We start from the raw sequence: 21739 nt of genomic DNA, 5'->3' as shown, positions 1-21739 counted from the left end.
ATGAGTGCATCTAGCTTAGCGCTTAGGAAGAAGAACTTAGGTGACAAGCGAGGTATACTTTCAGCCAATCATCTGGATCATCCAGATCGATATCCAGCAGTTCTTCGATCTTGCGCAGACGATGATACAACGTATTGGTATGAACATGTAGTCTCTCGGCTGTTACGGCAGAGGAGCGGTTAGCCGCCATATACGTCTTAAGCGTATGTTCCAACTCGCCGGAACGTCCTTGGCCTTTGAGCGAGCGAAGCGGCATCAGCACATCCTGGACATAGGAATCTATCTCTTCCGGATCCTGATTAATAAACAGCCGGTTAACGCCTATATCGCCATAGCGCGTAATTTCCGGATACCCGCGGCTCTTCATATAGGCAAGCGAACGGTTTGCTTCTTCATGGCTTTTGGCGACATGCTCCAATCCTTTGTACAAGCCGCCAATTCCGCCATACAGCGTCGTTCCGGAAACTTCCGACCATCTGCGGGCGACCTCATTCAACTTGCGCGTAAACAAATATTGTTTCTTCTCGTCTTCAGCGGAAGCCAGAATGGTCACTTTGTTATGGGCGCCAAACAGCAAATGATGGCCTCTTCCAAACTCTTTCTCAACCCCGGAGACAATGCGCCTTAGCTTGCTTTCCCTCAGCTTGGCGTCCGACTGCTCCTCCGCAAGCTCCAGAACGCCTACAAACATGGCGTTGTGTTTCGACAAACCGAATCCTTTCAGTCGTCCCTCTAGCTTCTTCGGCTCGCGGCAAACAAGCAGTTCGCCAAACAGCTCCTGATTGCTTCGGAAGTGCATCTCGACGAGGGAATGCGTATTCATCATTTCTAGCGCAGTCACGGCGCTGCCTTGCTCCAGAACGACCAAATCAAGCTGTCCAAGCTGGCGTACCAGCTTAACCGCAAAGCTGCCGAGAAGCACCGCGCCGTTTAATACCGGGTACATATAGAAGCTACCATTATCCGGAGTTTCCATTGTCCATGTCGATGTCTCGTATCTAAGCCGATTATGCTGAAGTTCATCAATTATGCCTTGAATATCGCTCGCCGCGGGATACCATTCATCCTTCGTTAAATCTACAAAAAACACGGGTAATCCAATCATATCGCTCATGGTCCGGGTTACCGTCTCCAAATCTTTGCCTTCTACGGACAGCTTGGTGAATATGCCATGGATTTCGTTGCGACGGGTCAAATAGCGGTTCTTCTCTTCCAGCTCGGCAAACATTCTGGCATTCGAGATCGCAATAGCCGCTTGATCGGCAAAGCCTTGAAGCCGCTCTAGATCCCGCTTGTCCAACTTGGCATGCCTGCGGAGCTGGTGAACGAGCATAACGCCGATTTTCTCGTTATTCATCATAACCGGCACGGCCATCGCCGTCTGAACAAGATCCTCCGCCCCGTCAAAAGCTTTGGACAGACTGGCAAAGTTGCTCTCCGACACGTTGTCCATCGCCGTGGAGATCGCTTCCCTGGAATCGTAGACATGGCCTTCTCCGCTTTGAAACACTTTGCCCGTTATGCCTTCGCCGGGATAGACGCGAAATTGATAGATGGAATCCTGCATACCAACGCTAGCGCGCGGTACGAGCATGCCAGACTCGGGTTCGTACATCATAAAGAATCCGTAACTCGCGGAAGGGATAACCGTTAACGCCGTTCGCATGATGCGAAGAAGCAGCTCATTCAAATCCAGAGAAGTCGTTAATTCCCTAAGGCCCCTAAGCCATTCCTTATGCTCCTTCTGCTGTTGAAGCACCATTTCCTCAAGCCACAACTCGCGAATTGTAGAGCGCAGCCGCTCTTCCTTATCCTGATGAAATTCCACTCCGGCTGGCAAAAGAACCACCACCTCTCGCCAGAGAGGCTCCCCATAGGCAAAGAACAGCTGCTTGGCATCGCCGTATGCCTCCGGCAAGCCTTCAACCTTTGTTGCTTCCGAAGTCGCCGCTTCTTCTACATTCCCTGTGCCTCTCCACTTGCGCCAATCGTCATCTACGCCGTTGCGCATCCATATACCAAAAGAACCTTGTTGTTCCCATTCAGCTAGCCATCGCATTAGCTCGTGATTTTCCACGGAAACCACCGCTTTCATGTCAGTTTATGTGACTTCAAACTCTATATTCTGTTAATTCATAGTGTAATCCAACAAGATTAAGCTGTAAATATCTAAGATTTCAACAATGATTCGTAGGAATAAGCGGGCTATAATGTAAGTGATTCTAACATCATACTGAAAAGTGAGGGATTGTGAGTGAGCAAACAAAACATCCTGGCCTGGATCGATAGCAACGCTGCCGTATTTACCAAGATGGCCAAACAAATTTGGGAGAATCCCGAAGTGGGTTACACGGAAAGCTTTGCTTCCGCGCTGCAAGCCGAAGCGCTAGAAAAGGAAGGTTTCCGCATTACGCGCAACGTCGGCGAAGTATCCACCGCGTTTGTGGCCGAATATGGGAAAGGCAAGCCGATTATCGGCATCCTAGGTGAATTTGATGCTCTGCCGGGCTTGTCGCAAGAGATCAGCTTTACGGAGAGCCCGATCGTAGAAGGCGGGCCCGGGCATGGCTGCGGCCACAATCTCTTGGGCACGGCCGGTGTAGAAGCAGCGTTTGCCTTGAAACAGGCTATGGCTGCAGAAGGATTTAGCGGTACGATCCGTTATTACGGTTGTCCGGCCGAAGAGTTGTTATCCGGCAAAACTTACATGGCCCGCGCCGGAGCTTATGATGATTTGGACAGCGTCTTAACTTGGCATCCCGGATCTATGAATATGACGGCTACGATGAAGATGCAAGCTTTAACTTCCGTTGAATTCTACTTCTCGGGACGTACGGCACATGCCGGCGCGGCCCCCCATCAAGGCCGTAGCGCGCTTGATGCCGTGGAACTTATGAACGTTGGCGCCAATTACTTGAGGGAACATGTGCCTGACGGTTCCCGTATCCACTACACGATCACAAACGGCGGGCTTGCGCCAAACATCGTGCCGGATAAAGCAAGCGTCTATTATTTCCTACGCGGCAAAAACCGCGGCGAAGTGGATCATCTTCTGGAGCGCCTAATCAAGGTCGCGCAAGGAGCTGCCATGATGACCGAGACTTCTGTAGACTGGGGCATCAAAGCCGGCTGCTACGACACCCTACCCAACGTTGCTCTAAACGAGCTGATGTACGAGCAGTTTGCCCTCATTGAACCGTTATCTTACACGGAAGAAGAGTACCGGTTTGCCGAAAATCTTCAGAAAAGCATCGATCCTGCGGTCCTTGCGAGCGGCCTGAAAATGTTCCCGGTATCCGATATTTTACCTACCGATACGTTTAACCCAAAACAATTGGCAGGCGTAACTTTCGGCGGTTCCTCCGACGTCGGCGACGCTTCCTGGATTACGCCGATGGGACAAATCATGACGACATGCATGCCGGCGGGCACACCGGGCCACACCTGGCAATTAACAGCTGCCGTAGGTTCCTCGATTGGCATGAAAGGGATGCATTATGCTGCTAAAGCGATGGCGCTTGCCGCATACGATCTTCTGCTCAATACGGACGGTATTCTGGACAAAGCCCGTCAAGAATTTGCCGAGAGCACAAAAGGCCATACTTATCAATCCGGTATCCCGATGGAGGTCAAACCTCCGTTTTATAAAGAGTCTATTCCTGCAGGCTAATTGCAAGCTTCGTAATCATAAGTTCACTATCAAACCATGAAATGAGGGATTGTGAAATGAGCAAGCAAAATATCCAGAACTGGATCGAGAGCAACGCTGACGTGTTTACTGAGATGGCTACTCGAATTTGGGAAAACCCTGAGGTAGGCTATACGGAGAACTTCGCTTCCGCCCTGCAAGCGGAGACCATGGAGAAGGAAGGATTCCGCATTACGCGCCATGTTGGAGAAGTATCTACGGCATTTGTAGCGGAATACGGCAAAGGCAAGCCGATCATCGGTATTCTCGGAGAATTTGATGCTCTGCCGGGCTTGTCGCAAGAGATTGGCTTTACGGAGAGCCCCATCGTAAAGGATGGACCCGGACATGGCTGTGGCCACAATCTCCTCGGAACAGCCGGCGTGGAAGCTGCTATTGCCTTGAAGCAAGTCATGGCTGCTGAAGGATTCACCGGAACCATCCGCTACTACGGATGTCCGGCCGAAGAGCTATTGTCAGGCAAAACCTACATGGCACGCGCCGGCGCTTTCGATGATCTGGACAGCGTGTTAACCTGGCATCCGGGCGCGATGAATATGACGGCTACCTTCCGTTCGCAGGCACTCATCGCGGTCGAGTTCTATTTCTCCGGACGCACGGCTCATGCCGGAGCCGCACCGCATCAAGGAAGAAGCGCGCTTGATGCCGTTGAGCTGACGAACGTTGGCGCCAACTATTTGAGGGAGCATGTGCCGGATGGATCCCGTATTCACTACACCATTACGAACGGCGGATTAGCGCCGAATATCGTGCCGGACAAGGCGAGCGTCTATTACTTCCTTCGCGGCAAGAACCGGGGCGAAGTTGACCATCTTCTTGAACGCTTGATTAAGGTCGCGCAAGGTGCCGCCATGATGACCGAAACCTCCGTTGACTGGGGCATCAAGGCCGGCTGCTACGATACGCTGCCTAACGTAGCGCTTAATGATCTGATGTTTGATCAATTTGCTCTTATCGAGCCTTTGTCGTTCACGGAAGAAGAGTACAAATTTGCGGAACAACTACAGAGCAGCGTGGATCCCGGCGTGCGCGAGATCAGCATGAAGATGTTCCCTACCTCCGGCATTTTGCCTACAGACGCATTAAATCCTAAACAATTCTACGGAATCACCTTTGGCGGTTCCAGCGATATCGGCGACGCCTCTTGGATTACGCCGATGGGACAAATCATGACGACTTGTTCCCCTAACGGCATTGCTCCCCACACTTGGCAAGCCACCTCTGCCTTCGGCTCCTCCATCGGCATGAAGGGCATGCACCATGCCGCCAAAGTAATGGCGCTTGCAGCGTATGATCTTCTGCTCAACACGGACGGTATTCTGGATAAGGCCCGCTTGGAGTTCGCCGAAAGTACCAAGGGCCATACCTACAGCACCGGCATCCCGATGGATGTGAAACCTCCGTTCTTCATCGAGTCCGTTCCGGCGGGCTAACGTTTACGTTCAAATATGCAAAAAAGGATGGCGCCCGCCATCCTTTTTTCGTATCATTTTTTGTCGATATTCACACCTTTTTGTCCTAAATAATCGATGAAATCCGTATATAATAAAGCTATTTCACTATAGGCGTTATCTGCGTAATCGGTAAAAATCACATCTTTTACAAGCTTGGTTCCTAATAACTTAACAAATATGAAATCCATCATTCCGTTTGGTATTTTTAGCGCTACCTTGAACATGGAAGGGGATACGTTTACTCCCGCCTTTTCCGCTGCTCTCAAATACGTTTTGAGCGAAGTCGTAATAAGATGTGCCGTCTCTTTGCTTTGGGCCGTGAGGTAATCCATTCGCACATGGTCAACGTATAAACTGCGGATTAAGGCCAGTTGGAGCACCGCATGCGTGATTTGGAAGCCCGTCATGTCTTTGGAGATCGTGTACGGGATCCGAGCCGTTCTAAACAGCCTTGCAAGCGCTTGTACCCGCTCCGTCACCTGACCGTTGATTTCCCCAAACATCGTCGCTTGGATGATACGAGGGCCAAACTGAGAATGCAGAACCCCATCTACAATCTGTCCGCCTGCGCTTGGAAACCCGGGAAGCAGCCGGTCTCCAACGATGTTCAGCCATTCCGAATAACCGGCCGAGGTGTTCGTCATCGTAACGATCGTTTGACTCTTATTCTTTTTGATGGCATGCAAGGCGGACTCGGCATGGTCGTAGCGCACCGGGACAAATATAAAATCGTAAATATCATCTTCTTCAAGCTTATCAATTACATTTATGTTTAACGATTTTACCGTTCCTTTATCCGTATATTGCAGACCTTTTTCCTTCAGCGTCTTTAATCTATTGGAACGGGCAAGCAGCGTTACATCTAAGCCGGCCTCGATAAATTTAACGGCATACGTGCTGCCGATGACGCCTGCGCCAAAGATCAGTATTCTGGGCTGTTTCCGTATTTGCATCATAATGACATCCTCTCCGAATAACAATCAGGCAACAACTGGCTTGAAAGCAACAGCTGTATGTTATTATGGTAAGACGCATGACCCCAAATCTCAATCAGCAAAAACCGAAATGTGTTGCTTAGGCAACACAAGACTAAATCTGATAATGCCTCAATGAAAGGAAGTCTCAGAATGGCACTGCAAGAAGGCAATGATCCCCGTGTCGTACGTACCCGGCTCCTGATCCAGGAAGCTTTATTGTCGCTAGCGCAACATAAAGAATTCGAGTCCATCTCCGTCAAAGATATTGCAGAGACCGCTTCCATCAACCGGGCGACCTTTTACGCGCATTATGTAGATAAATATGCTTTATTGGATGAAATGCTCTCCGAGCGGTTCACCGCTTTAGTCCACGAGCGAATCCCTGCCGATCAGCCTTTTAACGAAGCTGCCGCTCGGCAACTGATCGCTTTGCTTTGCGATTTTCAAATATTGTTTTATAAGGAGTGCAAGATTGCTTCAAGGTCGATTGCCGCGGTTGTCGAGACCAAAGTCCAGCACGAGCTGCAGCAAATTTTGGCGAATCTCCTTCATAAGGAATACCAAAGCAAAAAAGCCGACAATATCCAATTGTCAGCCCATATCATTGGTTCTTCCCTATATAGCGGCACAAGATATTGGTTCAACAATCAGCAGTCTCAGCATGCCGATGCCCTTCTTGATGACCTGCTTGTCTTTACGATGTCCGGCATAACCGCCTTGCACGGAGAGCCGCAATGTTAAGCTATACGACAAGGAATTCGGCGGTTGCATCCTTGCACAAGTCGCAGCTGCGCGGCGGATCCCAATCCGCGAATTCGGTTTCCTTCAAATCGACAATATCCGGCGCATCCTCATACTCGTCCACAAATTTATCAATGGCTAGCTCTACATGTTGTTTGCATACACAATACATTCGAATTTCGCTTCCTCTTCAACGTTGTTTATTATACCGTTAGCATAGCAAACAAGCTTCCCAATGTGAAGCTTTCCCTTTCATTTCCTGCTTTAAGCTACAAAGATAGCAAATCACGAAAAGGAGCCCTTCCCTTGTTAATAGCTATTATCTTGTTTGTAATCGCCGGCCTTGCCGAGATTGGCGGCGGTTATCTCGTGTGGCTTTGGCTGCGCGAAGCGAAGCCGCTCTGGTATGGTATTATCGGCGGAATCATCTTGATTGCATACGGCATAATACCCACCCTACAAAATTTCCCCTCTTTTGGCCGTGTCTATGCTGCCTATGGAGGCGTCTTTATTATTCTTGCCGTCCTATGGGGATGGCTGATCGACAAGAAAGCGCCAGACCTCTACGACTGGGTCGGCGCGGCTGTCTGTCTCGTTGGCGTAGCCATTATGCTCTACGCTCCGAGAGGCGGATAATTGTTCAGCAAAAAAATCCACCCAGGCTTGCCCGGGCGGATTAATCTTTTATGGCTGGCTAATCCGAATACTGCCGCTGTCCGTGCGCACCTTAATAATCTCGCCGGAAGTGCCTTGCTGGTCTGGCTTATGAATGGAACCGGAATCCGAGTCCAGGTCGTACATTCCGCTGTACGTCACCGGAATTTGAATTTTAACGCTTCCCGAGTCGCTGTTCACATCCGCGCCGGTTGTATCGTCCTTCACAATCCGGATGCTGCCGGAGTCGGAACGGACGACCGCCTTGCCGCTCAAGTGATCCACGGTAATGCTGCCCGAATCGGATGTCGCATTCAGCTCTGCAGCAACCGTTCCTGCATGAATGCTGCCCGAATCCGAATGGATCGACAAGCTGTTACCCGTGAAGCTGTCCAGCTTGATACTGCCGGAATCGGACTTCAGAGATAACGTGCTGCCTTCGAAGCTGTCTAGCTTAACGCTTCCGGAATCGGAAGCCACAACCCCGTTAGCCGCCTTTGCCCCGTTCACCTTGATGGATCCCGAATCGCTGATCAGCTTAAACGTATCTAGCGAACGCATCGCTTCTTCCGTTAGCGTGACCGTTACAAGCTGCTTATCGTTCCAGCCGGAGAAGTCGAAGAAGGTAAAATGCCATTTATCCTTCAACCGGATATTGAGCTGGCCGTTCTGAACCCTTGCACTCTTAATTTGATCAATAATCTCTTGCTTCGCTTTGCCTTCAAACCGGATCGAATTGCTGCCGTCCGTGCTTGGCACAAAATTAATATCTAGGCCTAGGCTGTTGTTTATTATACTCAATTCCTGGAGCTGATCCTCCAGCTTTAACGTATAATCGTATTCCTTGCTTTTTGCGCCGCCGAATTGATACTGCAGTAACGCCATTATCCCAATCGCCACAAGAATCACCCCAATCGTATTTCTCGCCCATCTTCTTTTCATTTGTTTTCTCTCCTTCTCTACCCTTCGCTCCGTTCTACTTGCTTTTAGTTTACGCCAGCGGGCAATTGCCATAAACCTTCCAGAGAAGGGTCTACAGGTTAGACTTTAGTCGGGGAGGTTCTTGTACGCAAGCAAAAAAAGCCGTGCCAACAGTTGCCCGTCACCACAGCTTTTCCTTCACGCGTTATTCGTCTTTTGTTTTCTCCGCCAGCTTGAACGACGCTGTCTTCAGCTTGCCGCCGCGGTAGTAGGTGACTTTAATCTCGTCGCCGATATGCTTCTCTTCGTACAAATATTGGCGAAGCTCCATCGTGCTGCTAATACTCTTATCGTCGAGCTTGACGATCACGTCATTGAGCTTGATGCCCGCTTCCTGCGCCGGTCCAACCGCCTCCAGGACAATAACGCCTTCGAATACTTCATCCGGCAAATTGAGCTCCGGCAGATCCGTAGCTTCACCGCCAGGCGTTGCTCCTTGTCCCTGCTCGGTTGTACCGTCGCCTGCAGCCGCTTGACCGTCCATATTCTTCTGGGCGAAATACTGCTCCAAATCAACGGTGTACACGCCAAGATATGGACGGGATACATAACCTTTGTCCATCAGACTATCTATAACCGGCATTGCATTATCGATCGGAATCGCAAAACCTAACCCTTCAACGCCAACCTCGGCAATCTTCATGCTGTTGATCCCGACGACCTTGCCGTCCATATCAATAAGCGGCCCGCCGCTGTTGCCTTCGTTAATCGATACGTTGACCTGAATCACTTCCTGCTGCCAATCGTACACGCCGTCCTCATTCAAGGATACCGGCACAACACGGTGGGTCTTGCTTACAATCCCCATCGATAGCGAATCGCCTAGACCAAGCGGATTGCCAATCGCCAGAACGAATTCAGCTGGCTGAAGCTTGGACGATTGTCCAATCTGGGCTACCGTCTTGATGTCTTTGCCGTCCATCTCGAGAACGGCCAGATCCGTAATCTGATCGCTGCCGACGATTCTTGCTTCCCGTTTCTCGCCGTTTACGAGCATCACCTTCACCGATTCCGCTCCGGCAATGACATGGTTATTCGTAATGATGTACGCTTTGCCGTCTTTTAGCTTATAGATGACGCCAGAACCAACGCCAACCTCCTGCTTCGAACCGGATAGCTGTCCTTCTTCTGCGGTACCGCCTTCCGCTTGACCGTCACTCTTGCCCGTATCCGGCAGCAGCCCGTATGGAACCGTCTGCTCATTAATGACGCTCACAACCGCCGGACGAACCTTAGCCGAAGCTTGAATTGTTCTCTGCTCGAGCGAATTGCTGCCCGATGCCGAGACGCTAGCCGCACTAGAACCTATGTCTAATCCGCCTCCGCCAAAGACAAGCACGAACAACAACAATACGGCCGCTGCGCTAGTGAAGGAAGCAACGAAGGCAACTTGAACATTCGACCAGCTTCGGATTCCTTTTTTATTAGAGAAGGCAAATTCATCCCTCGAGGAAGTGGAACGAGCGCGTCTTGATACTTTGGTCGAATAGAAATCGTCATCAAACAATCCCATCGTTACCGCCCCTTTCGATGCTTGGTGCTTGCCTTTGAAAATCAACAAGACTATTTTTCGAATCTAAGAATGTTTTCAGAAGATTAGACTACAATAATAATAGATTTACACGCATACTCCTCCATCATAACGAAAAAGGAGCGAATCGTATCTATGAAATCAAAACCATTCTCCCCCTGGGAGCAAGTTGAGCTTGCGGCCAAGCTGGCCGATCTGAAGGAAGACCATTACCGGACCGTCCTTACTCTCAGCGCCATGCTTGAGCTGCTGGTGGACAAGGGGCTAATTACCCGCGAAGAACTGAATGCCAAAGCCGATGAGCTCGACAATCAGTTGGAATCGTTTATTTCCGCTTCACTTCATCCCATGGCGTAGGCCGGTCATGATAGGTCGGGCGCAGCGGATTTTCATTTTGTTTGAAAAAGATTCCGTTATCCTCCATTACATTTCTCACCGTCAGCATCGCCAGATCCATCAGGTTATGGTCGAGGCTAAGATGGGCCAGATACACTCTTTTTGTCCGATCCGTGAGCAGCTCGCATAAAGCTTCGCCTGCGGCAACATTCGACAAATGTCCCACGTCGCTCAAGATACGGCGCTTAATGTTCCACGGGTAACGCCCCATTCGGAGCATTTCCGTGTCATGATTCGACTCGAGCACCAATACGTCCGAATCGATAATCGCCTGTTTCACCTTGTCGCTCATATAACCAAGGTCGGTGGCAAGGCTCAGCTTCTCCCCGTTATCCACGAACGTATAACCGACAGGTTCCGCCGCATCATGCGAGATCGGGTAGGAGCAGACCTCCATGCTGCCGAAACGCAACGTCTCGCCGGTCTGCATAATGACCCTTTTCTCAGGGGCGATTGTACCGACATGGCGCTCCATTCCGCCCCAAGTCCCTTCGTTTGCAAAGATCGGCAGCTCGTACTTGCGGGCAAAAGCGCCGAGCCCTTTAATATGATCGGAATGCTCATGCGTGACGAACAACGCCGACAACTGCTGGCCGGATACGCCTTGGTCGCGCATAAGCTCATCGATTTTTTTCATGCTTAGGCCGGCATCTACCAGCACCATTTTATCCCCGTTGCTTACTATCGTCGCATTACCCGTAGATCCGCTTCCCAATACCGTAAACGTAAGTCCCATCGCTCTATTTCTGTCCTTTCCCCTGCTCCCATGACACAAAAAGCTTTCTATCATCCGCATCCGATTGCCTGTAAGTTACCCTAGCTACCGTATGCGGTCAATCGGTACTTCTTCCTTCACCTGTGCGACTTCCCCGTTAATCGCATGGATGTAATACTCATTCCCGTCCTCCAGCAGCACCCGGTAATACGGAGCCGCTACCTGCGTCTCCGTATCAAACATCTGACCGTGGTAACCTAGCTGAATATCCGTTATAACAGCCCCGTCCGGCAGATTCCGCTCGATGAACGGCGCCATAGCCTTGGAGGCAGGCAATACGGTCTGAAGCTTGGCTTCGCCCGTACCCGTCAGATCAACGCGCACCTGACGAAAGCCGGTAATTTTCTGATTGCTGTAATACAGCTCCAGCTTAATGTCGAACATTGGGCGGTTATCCGCCACACGGTACAATACAAACACGCCGTCCCGCGTCATAGCCGGGTCAAACTTATATTTATCAAGATCGCTAATCTGGCTACCGAGCGTCTTTAGGAGATCCTTCTCGGAGAAAATAATACGGCTGTCAACCGGCGTCTCAAGCTTCGTCTCCGGCAGTTCCTCCATGTTGCCGCTGCGCAGCATGTAGGTTAAATCCCGCAGCTTAGGGGTTACGACAGGCAGATTGGCAGACAGTTCAATCCCCTTCTGCTTCATATAGGCGTAAGTCTCGCTTGGAAGCTCCGCCGTATTCTTATTGGCATCCAGCTGCTCGCCGATATTCGACCATACCTGATAGCCGAGCAATACGTTAAGCAGCAAGAAGGACATAATAAGCACGCTTTTGGCCCTGCCCCAATCCACCTGTTCGCTCCCTCCAATCGATTTGGTTTATTTGTTCCTACTCCTGGCTATCAGGCGCTATCGAATGCTGCAAAGGTTCCGAATCATCGAATAGGCTGTTGCCGTCCTTAGAGGCCGTCTCTTGCCCATTCTGATTATTGCCGTTTGTTTCTTTATTCGAGCCTTGTCCCATGCTTGATAGATTTTTCATTTCCTGCGGCACAAAGCCGGCCGGATAAGCCTCAACTAGCGCCTCCTGCGTACCGTCCTCAAGCTGTACCGCCCAAACCGGAATAAATTTGAGCTCATTATTGTCGAGAGGCTGTGCCTTCAGCGCCGGGAACAGCCGGACAACCTCGGAACGCCGGTCATAATGATCCAGCGCGGTTCGCAGCTGGGCTCCTCCGGGCAGCCATCTCGCTTCTCTTACCTTCGATCGGTCGGCAAGCGTAATGAGCGAACGGCTGTATTCCGTCACGACGCCTTGCTGCAGCGTGAGCCGTATGTTGCCGTATTCGAATCCTTTTGTTTCAATGACCGGATAGTTATCTACGTACTGTTGGAACTCCGCATATTTGCCGGTTTTCCCATCCTGGTTCATCCCCGGATTAATGAAACGGTGTACGCCATCCCATCCGCCATGCTGGTTAATAAATTCAATCGAAGAGAACACATTCTCGCTAAGCAGATTTTCTTCGCTTTGCGATGCGGCCGGGTTCGTGAAGATCATCCACATGCCCTTCTGCTCAATCTGTAGTCCCCGTTTGCCGTCCGTATAAATCTGCGAGCCGCTTCGGTCATACAAAGCCTTTGTAGCCGACGGATCACCTAATAAATTCTGCTGCATAACTTCCGATGAGTAGGTCTCGTAAGGATATACCATCTCTACCGACTGAATCGGCTGCTTCGGCAAATAGATGCCATCGGAGGTCATCTGGTATTTCGGCTGGTATTCGCCAAAGCCGACATAGTCCTGAACGTCCCGGACCGTGAGGTCGGCCTGCGTTGATTCATATACCTTCTGGCCGTCGCTACTGAAGAAGAACGTCCGTACTTCCTCCGAATCTTTCGCCTTGAAAATCCAGATCCGGTCGATCATTTCGCCCAGGAACAGCAAATCTCCTTGTACCTTGAGCAGCTTCTTAAGCAGCTCTACCGGAATGCCGTTCTGGAAGCGCAGCTCCACGCCGATATCGTTCTTCCGTACCTCGTCCCAGTTCAGCACATTAGCCGGATTGCGCTGGAAACCTTTAAATTCGCGGCCCTGGATCCGGTCTTTCAGAATCATATTGTAGAACGTTGTGCCCGGGTACAGCACGGTATGCTCGTTATCGCCGAAGTGGAGCACAATCTCCTCCGGAAAAATCACGTTCTCCACGCTCGACTCTTTGCCTAGCGGATCGGCGTTATATAAATCCTGATCGGTCTTAACCGTTGCGCCGATGCCCGGCATGCTATACGCGAGGAAGTAGGATTGAATCAAACTTAATGCAACGAGCATAACAAGCAGGAGCGTTTTTGCTTTCTCCATCATGCCGTCTCACCTTCCCCTTGCAGTGCCGGCAACGTGAACGTCACGGTCGTGCCCACATTCAGCTCCGACTTCAAAGAAACCGTGCCGCCATGCGCTTTTACGATTTCCCGGGCAATGGATAAACCAAGGCCAGTGCCGCCCATGTTGCGCGAGCGGGCCTTGTCCACCCGGTAGAAACGGTCAAAAATACGCGATAAATCTTTTTTCGGAATACCGATCCCGGTATCCTTCACGCTAATCGCGATTGTTGCGGTATCCTGCTTGTGGGCGCTAAGCTCGATTGACCCGCTCTCAAGCGTATATTTGATCGCATTGGAGATTAAGTTATCAAGCACCTGATCAATTTGGTCACGGTCTAGCCACGCCGACTTCAAATCGCGGTCAACGACAATCGCCGCCCGAATCGACTTCTGGCGCAGCTGGAAGGAGAAGCGGTCGGCCACTTCGTCCAGCATTTCATGGACGTTGGTTTTCCGCCGCCGCAAGGGCGCCTGATTCGAATCGAGACGGGACAGATGCAGCAGATCGGTAACCAGGCGGATCATCCGCTCCGTCTCGTTGCGAATAACGCCAACGAACCGTTCCGATAACTCCCGCTCATCCAGAGCGCCGTCATTTAACGCCTCCGCATAACTCTTGATGGTGGTGAGCGGCGTGCGCAGCTCGTGGGAGACGTTCGCCACGAACTGGCGGCGCGACTGCTCCAGCTTTTCTTGCTCGGTTACATCCTGAAGGACGGCAATCGTGCCGGTAATCCCTTTATCACGACGGTGAATGGGCGTAAACGTCACGCGAAGAACCCCTTCGGCATCATCGCTTCCGGCGTCCTCGTCATCCCCTCGGGACAATATAACGGTCTGCTCTCTTCCCATCTGCAGCTCCTGGAATTTCTGCTCCGGCATGCCTAGCAGGTCGGGCAGATTGCATCCTTCGCAGGTGCGGACATCCAGCATCTCCTGCGAGCGGCGGTTCCAGACAATCACCTTGCCGTTCTCATCGGCCGCAATAACGCCGTCGCTCATATTCGACAGAATGGAGGCGAGCTTCTCGTTCTCCTCTTCGTTGACCGAAAGCGCCTCCTTCAGCCGAATCGTCATATCGTTAAAGGCAAGACTTAGCCGTCCGATCTCGTCATCGCCAAGCACCGGCACCTGCAGATCGAATTTCCCGTCCGCCACGGCCGCCGCCTGCCTGGTCAGCCCTTGAATCGGACTCGTAATCGTATGGGCAAGCAAAATGCCAAGTATGCCGGTGAGGCCAAGCGCTATAATGGTCCCGGAGAAAAAGATCTGGTTCACCCTGTTGACCGTGTCGTACAGGTTGTCCATGGATGCCACCATGTAGACCGCGCCAACAACTTTATCGTTATCGTTGTACGTCACGGGCAAGGCGATGACCTTTTTCCGGATGCCGTTCTCGTCGATAATCTCTTCTTCGTTATCCGATATGCCGGTTAACGCGCGGCTGACCGCCAGCGACGTGTTTTTCTTCCCGATGTACGACTCCGGCACCTGCAGCGAGGTGGCCACAACGCGTCCGTTGCCGTCAAGCACCTGTACCTCGGTGCCGCTGATGCTGAACAAATTGCGGACGACCAAACTTAAATCCTCGGTGCTGTTCGTATCGGTTTCACTATCGCTATTCGGTTTCTCGGAAAGCTCCTTCGCCGCCAGCTTGGACAAAATATCCGCCTGCTCTTTCAAATTTGTTGTGAAGTTATCGGTCAGCGACGCTTTCACCGTACTGATGAAATAAACGCCGATGAGCTGCATCGCAACAAGAATGAGCAGAAGATAGATAATAACTAACTTGACTTGAATGGTGCGAAAAAACCGCCGCCCGCTCATGCGTAGCCAAGCCCTCCGGACTTCGGATTGCGCATCATATAACCAAGGCCGCGGCGGGTCATAATATATTCCGGACGGCTTGGATCATCTTCAATCTTCTCGCGAAGCCGGCGAATCGTCACATCCACCGTGCGTACGTCGCCGAAATATTCAAAGCCCCACACGGCTTGCAGCAAATGCTCGCGGGTCATTACTTTGCCGCTGTTGCGCGCCATGTAATACACCAGCTCGTACTCCCGGTGCGTCAGATCAAGCGGCTCGTCATCCTTATAGACGACATACATATCGGTATCAATAAACAGGTTGAATAGTTTAAGCCCTTGCTTCTCGCCCGCATGCTGGCCGCCATCGCCGCCGTTTGCGCTTTCGGCCGAAGAAGCAGTGGCTTCGGTTGTTTTTTGCTGCCGCCGCAAATGGGCTTTCACCCGGGCGAGCAGCTCGCGCGTGCTGAACGGCTTGGTCACATAATCGTCTGCGCCAAGCTCAAGTCCCAGCACTTTATCGATTTCCGTATCTTTTGCCGTCAGCATAATGATCGGCATCTGCAGGCGTGTCCGCACTTCGCGGCATACGTCCATGCCGTCTTTTACCGGCAGCATCAAATCAAGCAAGATAAGATCCGGCTGCTCTTCGAACGCAAGACGAACCGCCTCGCCGCCGTCAAACGCACAGATTACCTGATGCCCTTCTTTTTCGAGGTTGAATTTCAATATATCTGCAATGGGCTGTTCATCGTCGACCACTAAAATTTTGCCGTGCATCGTCACACCCGCCTGTCACTCGTCCTATTTTCACTCTTTTATTTTAACATAGTGAGTCGTCAAGTTCCCAATTAAAGTTCGTTCAGGCAGTCTCCAATAAAACTCATTATTAGAAAAAAAGAGGCGGTCCGTTAATGGACCGCCTCTTGTGGGTATAAGTTAAATTATAAGTACTTTAACGGATTTTGAAGCACGCCGTTTTTCGTAATTTCAAAATGCAAATGGACGCCGGTCGATTCGCCGGTGCTGCCCATAATGCCCAGCTTGTCTCCTTTTTCGACAATCTGGCCTTTCTTCACGCTAATCGATCTTAGATGGCCGTATAATGTCTTGTAGCCATTCTTGTGATTTACGATAATACAGTTGCCGTAACCCGTCTTCTGTCCAACAAATTCAACGACGCCGTTGTCGGGTGCCATAATCGTGCTGCCGCCCGTCATATCGATGCCTTTATGCATCCGTCCCCAACGTTGGCCGAATTTGCTCGACAGCGACCAGCCGGATACCGGCGACGAGAAATGGCCCGTGCCTTCGCCAAGAATGACTTTTGTTCCTCTTACTACGACTTCAGCGGTTGGTTTCACCGCAACCTGACTATCAACAAGCTCTTCCGTAACCACTTTACCGTTCTGCTTCACAACCCGGTATGTAAGAGTCTTCTTGCCGCTCTTGCCTTCTACCAGCACCTTCGACTCGCCAAGCTTCATCGAATCGCTATGCCGGATTTCAGTAGGAGCATCATAGGAAATCGTTTCGGTCTGGCGCTCTTCCGTCTTAACCGTGAGCTCCGGCTGAAGCACCGTCAGATCAAGGACATCGCCCTCTTTGATCATGTCTTGCTCAATCCAGCCGTTGTTATCGTAAATAACCTGCTCGGAAATGTTAAACTTTGTTGCGATACAACCGATACAGTCGCCTTTCTGAACCGTATACTTCGTTGGTTTAACGCTGCCTTTCACAAGCTTCAAGTACAGCTCGTTAGCATCCATGATCTTAGAAGGATCAGCATCAACTTCCGCTGTCTTCACTTCCTCCACGAACTTAACGCCAGTCAGCTTCTTGCCGCTATTCGAAGTTGTCGTCTTCTTCGTTGCTGCCGTCTTGGAGTAAGACAAGGTTGTTACTTCGTTGTTCTTCTTGTTCGCGGCCAGTTGCGGAGCATATTTGGTCTGCACCCGGTTTAGAATCGCATCCGCCGTCTCTTGGTCCTTCACGATACCGGCTACCTTGCCGTCGATGACCAGCTCCACGCCTTCGGCATGCGAAGTCAGAAGCCCCTTGAGTTTGGCTAACGTTTCTTCCGATGCAGGTTCTGCCTTAAATCCGCTTTCCCCGCTGTACGTAATCTCGCCCTTATCCAGCACCATGGTGAGATTCGGGTTTGCTTTTGTTACTTCTTCGGTCTGCTGCTGAATCAGCTGCTCCACTTCCGCTTTGTCGCCGATCGAGCCTACCAGATTGCCATCTTTATATACGTTGTAATAATCGACTGTGTTCGCTTGTACGTATCCGGTACCGCCGATACCGGCTGCTGCGAGGACTACCAGCACCCCTGCTGTAAGCATGACAGGTTTTCTCTTCCACATAGGCGTATGTGGCTGTTCTCCTGTCGAAGGAGGCTGCTTCTTGCCTTTCGAGTCTTGCGGATCACTAGGCCGAAAGAACTGAGTTGCTAGCTTCAGAGTCTTCCGGAGACGATCCTTGGGGCTGAAAACGGTCATGATGGTCTCCTTTTCGCACTTTTCTTGCAATATTATACGGATTCCGACATAAAAAAAGACGAATGTCCTGTCGGAGCACCCGCCTAATACTTTAACATACGCTTAATAAACGCGGCAACCATTCTTGTCAAGAGTCGAAATTAATATTTTTTCAGAATTGCCATCATTTGTTCATACTGATCACGGTCGAGATACTGTGCCATCAGCTGTTCGACCTGCGTGATTTCCTCATCCGTAAGCCCGTTTTCCATATAACCGGAGATCGTTTGCCAAGCCTCCTGCGGCAATTTACTCATTAATAATCCGAACAATTGATCCTTATCGGCTTCGCTCATTTGGCCTTTCATATCATTCAGATTCTCGGTTGTTATCGCGGTTTCCGATCCGTCAATAGAAGGAGCGTCATCGTCATCGGTTTGGGCGCTGCCTTGCGACTGGCCGTCCGTTTGGCCATCCGTTTGACCCTTCGTTTGGCCGTCCGTTTGGCCTTCTGTCTGTCCCGTACCATTATCCGTGCCGGTCTCTGCCTTCGTCCCGCTGCCAATTCCGATATCGGTAAGCGGCGCATTCGACGGCTGCTCGGCAAAAGCGTCCACAGCCACTTTGTCATCGCCATTGGCGTCGTCCGTGCCCGTCTTCTCCGTATCCTCGCCCTTGGCCGGCTCGGCGCCCCACAGTTTGCCCCAAACGCCGGACAAAGCCATCGGCTGTACGTCAATTGGCAAGTTATACTGTTTGACCAACGTCTCTACATAACTATTAACGATATATCCGGTTGTCCATATGGAGAGAAAGCTGACGATCATACCCGCCGCTATGATTTTCGCGATCCATACGGCTGCTTTTACATACATTAAGCTCATCCCTTTCCTTCTGCTATCTACCATTATGGTCAAAGAATAGGGCGAGCAAACTATGAAAACGACAAAAAAGGATAGTCCCGGCATCGCTGCAAGAGACTATCCTTCTATGGAAACACGTCTTATTTGTAGATTGGACGAACGACGTTCGTCTGCTCGCGGTTGCGTCCTACGGAGAAGATCGCAATCGGAATACCTGTCAGCTCCGATACGCGGTTCAAGTAGTTGAGCGTGTTCGCAGGCAGATCTTCGAGCGTCTTCGCGCCCGTAATGTCTTCGCTCCAGCCTGGCATTTCTTCGTATACCGCTTCGCATTCCGCCAGCATCTTCAGGCTCGCCGGATAATGCTCGATCACTTCGCCGCGGTATTTGTAAGCCGTACAGATCTTAACCGTCTCAAGACCGCTCAGCACGTCCAGCGAGTTAAGGGACAAGCCCGTAATGCCGCTGACACGGCGAGCATGGCGGACAACAACGCTGTCGAACCAGCCAACGCGGCGCGGACGGCCTGTTACCGTACCGTACTCATGGCCTTTGTCGCGGATCAGATCGCCGATTGCGTTCATTTGCTCCGTCGGGAACGGACCGTCGCCAACGCGGGTAGTGTAAGCTTTCGCTACGCCGATTACTTGCTCGATCTTCGAAGGACCTACGCCGGAACCGATACATACGCCGCCGGCAGACGGGTTGGAAGAAGTAACGAACGGATAAGTACCTTGGTCAATATCAAGCATTACGCCTTGCGCGCCTTCGAACAGTACTTTCTTGTCTGCGTCGATTGCATCGTTCAGAACAACCGAAGTATCCGTTACGTAAGGACGAAGCGTCTCTGCGTAACCGAGGTACTCGGCAATAATGGATTCCGCGTCCAGCGGCTCGCCGCCGTATACTTGCTGAATCATTTGGTTTTTCTCCACGACCATGCGGCGCGTTTTCTCCGTGAACTCCGCTGCATCCAGCAGGTCCGCGATACGGATGCCGTTACGGGCAGCTTTGTCCATGTAGCAAGGGCCGATGCCTTTGCGAGTCGTACCGATTTTGTTCTCGCCTTTGCGGTCTTCTTCCAGACCGTCCAGCACGAGATGGTAAGGCATAATGACATGGGCGCGGTCACTGATCTTCAGGTTGTCCGAAGAGAAGCCGTTGTCATGAATATAGTTAATTTCGTCGATCAGCGCTTGCGGGTTAATAACCATCCCGTTACCGATGACGCAAGTTTTATTTTGATTGAAAATACCCGATGGAATCATCGTCAATTTATACTTTTTGTTGTCAATGAGAATAGTGTGTCCGGCATTGTTACCACCTTGATAGCGAGCGACGACGTCGGCCCCATCCGCCAAGTAATCGGTAATTTTGCCTTTCCCTTCGTCTCCCCACTGCGTACCGACAACAACAACCGTAGACATAAACATACCCCCGTCCGGTGATTTTAAAGCACCGAAAATTACCGTCTTAGCATTAACCGGAACCGCGATTCTTACTCAGAATTGATCGGCGATCGGTAAAAGACAGCAATAACAGTGTAGCAGTCCCGTATAGAGAAGTCAAACAAAAAACGAACAATTGCACAGTCGCCCATACAATTGTTCGGATATTATATAAACCCTTATGATGCCTGTGACGGGTCCTCGTGGGTCCTGTCTAAGCTTACGAATTTATTGAATTGCTTCAGAAAAACAAGCTCGACCGTACCGACCGGGCCGTTACGCTGTTTGGCAAGAATGATCTCGATAATGTTCTTCTTCTCGGATTCCTTGTCGTAGTAATCGTCACGGTACAGGAACCCTACGATGTCGGCATCCTGCTCGATCGAACCCGATTCCCGAAGGTCGGACATCATCGGACGTTTGTCCTGACGCTGCTCGACACCACGGCTAAGCTGCGAAAGGGCGATAACCGGCACTTCCAGCTCACGGGCGATCTGTTTCAACGTACGCGAAATCTCGGATACTTCTTGCTGACGATTCTCGCCGGCTTTGCCGCGGCCCTGAATGAGCTGCAGGTAGTCGATCAGAATCATGCCAAGGCCTTTTTCCTTCTTCAGTCGGCGGCATTTCGCGCGGATATCTGCAACCGTAATGCCTGGCGTATCGTCTATAAATACATTAGCTTCCGCCAAAGCGCCTATCGCCATCGTTAGCTTCTCCCAATCGTCGCCCTCGAGCTGACCGGTACGCATCCGGGTCGCATCTACGTTCGACTCGGCGCAGACCATACGCTGAACAAGCTGCGCCGCGGACATCTCTAGGGAGAAGATCGCGACGGTCTCGCGGGCGCGGACGCCAACGTTCTGGGCAATGTTCAGCGCAAACGCCGTTTTGCCTACGGAAGGACGGGCCGCAATGATGATCAAGTCGCTTCGCTGGAAGCCGGCCGTCATTTTATCCAAGTCGACAAATCCGGAAGGAATACCCGTTGTGCCCGCGCCTTTCTGATTGTAGAGCGTCTCTACCTTCTCGAACACTTCCATCAGAACGTCGCGGATCGAGATAAATCCGCTGCTCGAACGCCGGTTCGAGATTTCGAGGATCTTTTTCTCCGCATCGCTTAGCAGAACGCTAACTTCTTCTTCGTTGGCATAGCCGTCAGACACAATGTTCGTCGCTGTCCGAATCAAACGCCGCAGCATCGACTTCTCTTCTACGATCTGCGCGTAATAATCGACGTTAGCGGCCGTTGGAACGGCGCTTGCCAGCTTGGCCAGATACGACACGCCGCCGATCTCTTCGATCAATTGCTTGTCCTGCAGATGGGCAGTCAACGTAATCAGATCGACCGGCTGCCCGCTCTCGCCGAGATCAACCATTGCTTCGTATATATGTTGATGAGGAACGCTATAAAAGTCTTCGCTGCGCAGCCGCTCCATTGCGGTGATCAGCGCCTCCGACTGAAGCAGAATCGCGCCGATAACAGCTTGCTCCGCCTCAAGGTTCTGCGGCGGCACCCGATCAAACATCAGCTCCGTGCTACTCATGCTCATGCTTTATGCTCCCCTTTAGAAAAAATGTTTAACTC

Annotated in this window: 19 protein-coding genes; 5 read left to right on the top strand and 14 right to left on the bottom strand. The window is 51.2% G+C overall.

Translation table 11 applies throughout. From position 1 onward, the window contains the following. Positions 1 to 22 precede the first annotated feature (22 nt). Positions 23 to 2077 (bottom strand): helix-turn-helix domain-containing protein, encoded by a 2055-nt coding sequence (locus QQK89_RS20265; RefSeq protein ID WP_284240489.1) that lies wholly within the window; start codon positions 2075 to 2077, stop codon positions 23 to 25. A 177-nt stretch (positions 2078 to 2254) separates the two neighbouring features. On the opposite strand from QQK89_RS20265, the gene QQK89_RS20260 reads away from it, so the two are divergent. Together QQK89_RS20260 and QQK89_RS20255 are read left to right on the top strand one after the other, a co-directional pair. After that, a complete protein-coding gene (locus QQK89_RS20260) occupies positions 2255 to 3670 on the top strand; it encodes an amidohydrolase (protein WP_284240488.1) in 1416 nt (471 codons plus the stop codon). A gap of 56 nt (positions 3671 to 3726) precedes the next feature. After that, positions 3727 to 5142 carry an amidohydrolase gene (locus tag QQK89_RS20255; RefSeq protein ID WP_284240487.1) on the top strand — a complete coding sequence of 472 codons (1416 nt, stop codon included), beginning with the start codon at positions 3727 to 3729 and terminating at the stop codon, positions 5140 to 5142. A 53-nt stretch (positions 5143 to 5195) separates the two neighbouring features. Here the strand turns inward: QQK89_RS20255 and QQK89_RS20250 are convergent, their stop codons facing one another. Next, a complete protein-coding gene (locus tag QQK89_RS20250; RefSeq protein WP_284240486.1) occupies positions 5196 to 6119 on the bottom strand; it encodes a ketopantoate reductase family protein in 924 nt (307 codons plus the stop codon). A 171-nt stretch (positions 6120 to 6290) separates the two neighbouring features. On the opposite strand from QQK89_RS20250, the gene QQK89_RS20245 reads away from it, so the two are divergent. Beyond that, entirely contained in the window at positions 6291 to 6881 is a 591-nt protein-coding gene (locus QQK89_RS20245) for a TetR/AcrR family transcriptional regulator (protein WP_284240485.1), read from the top strand. Position 6882: 1 nt separating this feature from the next. On the opposite strand, the gene QQK89_RS20240 is transcribed toward QQK89_RS20245, so the two are convergent. After that, the gene (locus QQK89_RS20240) at positions 6883 to 7053 is read right to left on the bottom strand and encodes a CxxH/CxxC protein (RefSeq protein WP_284240484.1); all 171 of its coding nucleotides are present in this window, start codon (positions 7051 to 7053) and stop codon (positions 6883 to 6885) included. Positions 7054 to 7187: 134 nt separating this feature from the next. Here QQK89_RS20240 and QQK89_RS20235 point away from each other — a divergent pair, with 134 nt between their 5' ends. Continuing rightward, positions 7188 to 7517: a YnfA family protein gene (locus QQK89_RS20235; protein WP_284240483.1), complete on the top strand. Its 330-nt coding sequence runs from the start codon at positions 7188 to 7190 to the stop codon at positions 7515 to 7517. Between the two features lie 48 nt (positions 7518 to 7565). Here QQK89_RS20235 and QQK89_RS20230 read toward each other — a convergent pair whose 3' ends face one another. Together QQK89_RS20230 and QQK89_RS20225 are read right to left on the bottom strand one after the other, a co-directional pair. Continuing rightward, positions 7566 to 8477: a DUF4097 family beta strand repeat-containing protein gene (locus tag QQK89_RS20230; protein ID WP_284240482.1), complete on the bottom strand. Its 912-nt coding sequence runs from the start codon at positions 8475 to 8477 to the stop codon at positions 7566 to 7568. Positions 8478 to 8661: 184 nt separating this feature from the next. Continuing rightward, positions 8662 to 10029, bottom strand: a complete 1368-nt coding sequence (locus QQK89_RS20225; RefSeq protein ID WP_284240481.1) for a S1C family serine protease — start codon at positions 10027 to 10029, stop codon at positions 8662 to 8664. A 153-nt stretch (positions 10030 to 10182) separates the two neighbouring features. Between QQK89_RS20225 and QQK89_RS20220 the strand changes: the two genes are divergently transcribed. Next, on the top strand, positions 10183 to 10404 hold the full coding sequence (locus QQK89_RS20220; protein WP_284240480.1) for a hypothetical protein: 222 nt from the start codon (positions 10183 to 10185) through the stop codon (positions 10402 to 10404). Here QQK89_RS20220 and QQK89_RS20215 read toward each other — a convergent pair. From QQK89_RS20215 to dnaB, 9 genes are all read right to left on the bottom strand, one after another. Beyond that, on the bottom strand, positions 10373 to 11179 hold the full coding sequence (locus QQK89_RS20215; RefSeq protein WP_284240479.1) for an MBL fold metallo-hydrolase: 807 nt from the start codon (positions 11177 to 11179) through the stop codon (positions 10373 to 10375). The genes QQK89_RS20220 and QQK89_RS20215 overlap by 32 nt on opposite strands. Before the next feature lie 84 nt (positions 11180 to 11263). Continuing rightward, positions 11264 to 12019, bottom strand: coding sequence for a two-component system regulatory protein YycI (yycI, locus tag QQK89_RS20210; protein ID WP_284240478.1), 756 nt, complete (start codon positions 12017 to 12019; stop codon positions 11264 to 11266). 37 nt (positions 12020 to 12056) lie between these two features. Then, positions 12057 to 13532: a YycH family regulatory protein gene (locus tag QQK89_RS20205; RefSeq protein ID WP_284240477.1), complete on the bottom strand. Its 1476-nt coding sequence runs from the start codon at positions 13530 to 13532 to the stop codon at positions 12057 to 12059. Further along, a complete protein-coding gene (gene walK, locus QQK89_RS20200; protein WP_284240476.1) occupies positions 13529 to 15379 on the bottom strand; it encodes a cell wall metabolism sensor histidine kinase WalK in 1851 nt (616 codons plus the stop codon). The genes QQK89_RS20205 and walK overlap by 4 nt, the downstream gene beginning before the upstream one ends. After that, complete coding sequence (gene yycF / locus QQK89_RS20195) at positions 15376 to 16140, bottom strand: response regulator YycF (protein ID WP_284240475.1); 765 nt, start codon at positions 16138 to 16140, stop codon at positions 15376 to 15378. The genes walK and yycF overlap by 4 nt, the downstream gene beginning before the upstream one ends. A gap of 164 nt (positions 16141 to 16304) precedes the next feature. Then, positions 16305 to 17861, bottom strand: coding sequence for a LysM peptidoglycan-binding domain-containing M23 family metallopeptidase (locus QQK89_RS20190; RefSeq protein ID WP_284240474.1), 1557 nt, complete (start codon positions 17859 to 17861; stop codon positions 16305 to 16307). A gap of 140 nt (positions 17862 to 18001) precedes the next feature. Next, the gene (locus QQK89_RS20185; protein WP_284240473.1) at positions 18002 to 18724 is read right to left on the bottom strand and encodes a hypothetical protein; all 723 of its coding nucleotides are present in this window, start codon (positions 18722 to 18724) and stop codon (positions 18002 to 18004) included. Between the two features lie 119 nt (positions 18725 to 18843). Next, positions 18844 to 20130, bottom strand: a complete 1287-nt coding sequence (locus QQK89_RS20180; RefSeq protein WP_284240472.1) for an adenylosuccinate synthase — start codon at positions 20128 to 20130, stop codon at positions 18844 to 18846. Positions 20131 to 20330: 200 nt separating this feature from the next. Next, positions 20331 to 21704 carry a replicative DNA helicase gene (dnaB, locus tag QQK89_RS20175; RefSeq protein WP_284240471.1) on the bottom strand — a complete coding sequence of 458 codons (1374 nt, stop codon included), beginning with the start codon at positions 21702 to 21704 and terminating at the stop codon, positions 20331 to 20333. Between the last annotated feature and the right edge of the window lie 35 nt (positions 21705 to 21739).

This window comes from Paenibacillus glycanilyticus (assembly GCF_030161375.1).
Taxonomy (GTDB): Bacteria; Bacillota; Bacilli; order Paenibacillales; family Paenibacillaceae; genus Pristimantibacillus; species Pristimantibacillus glycanilyticus_B.
This window is presented reverse-complemented; position numbering and strand designations above follow the sequence as displayed.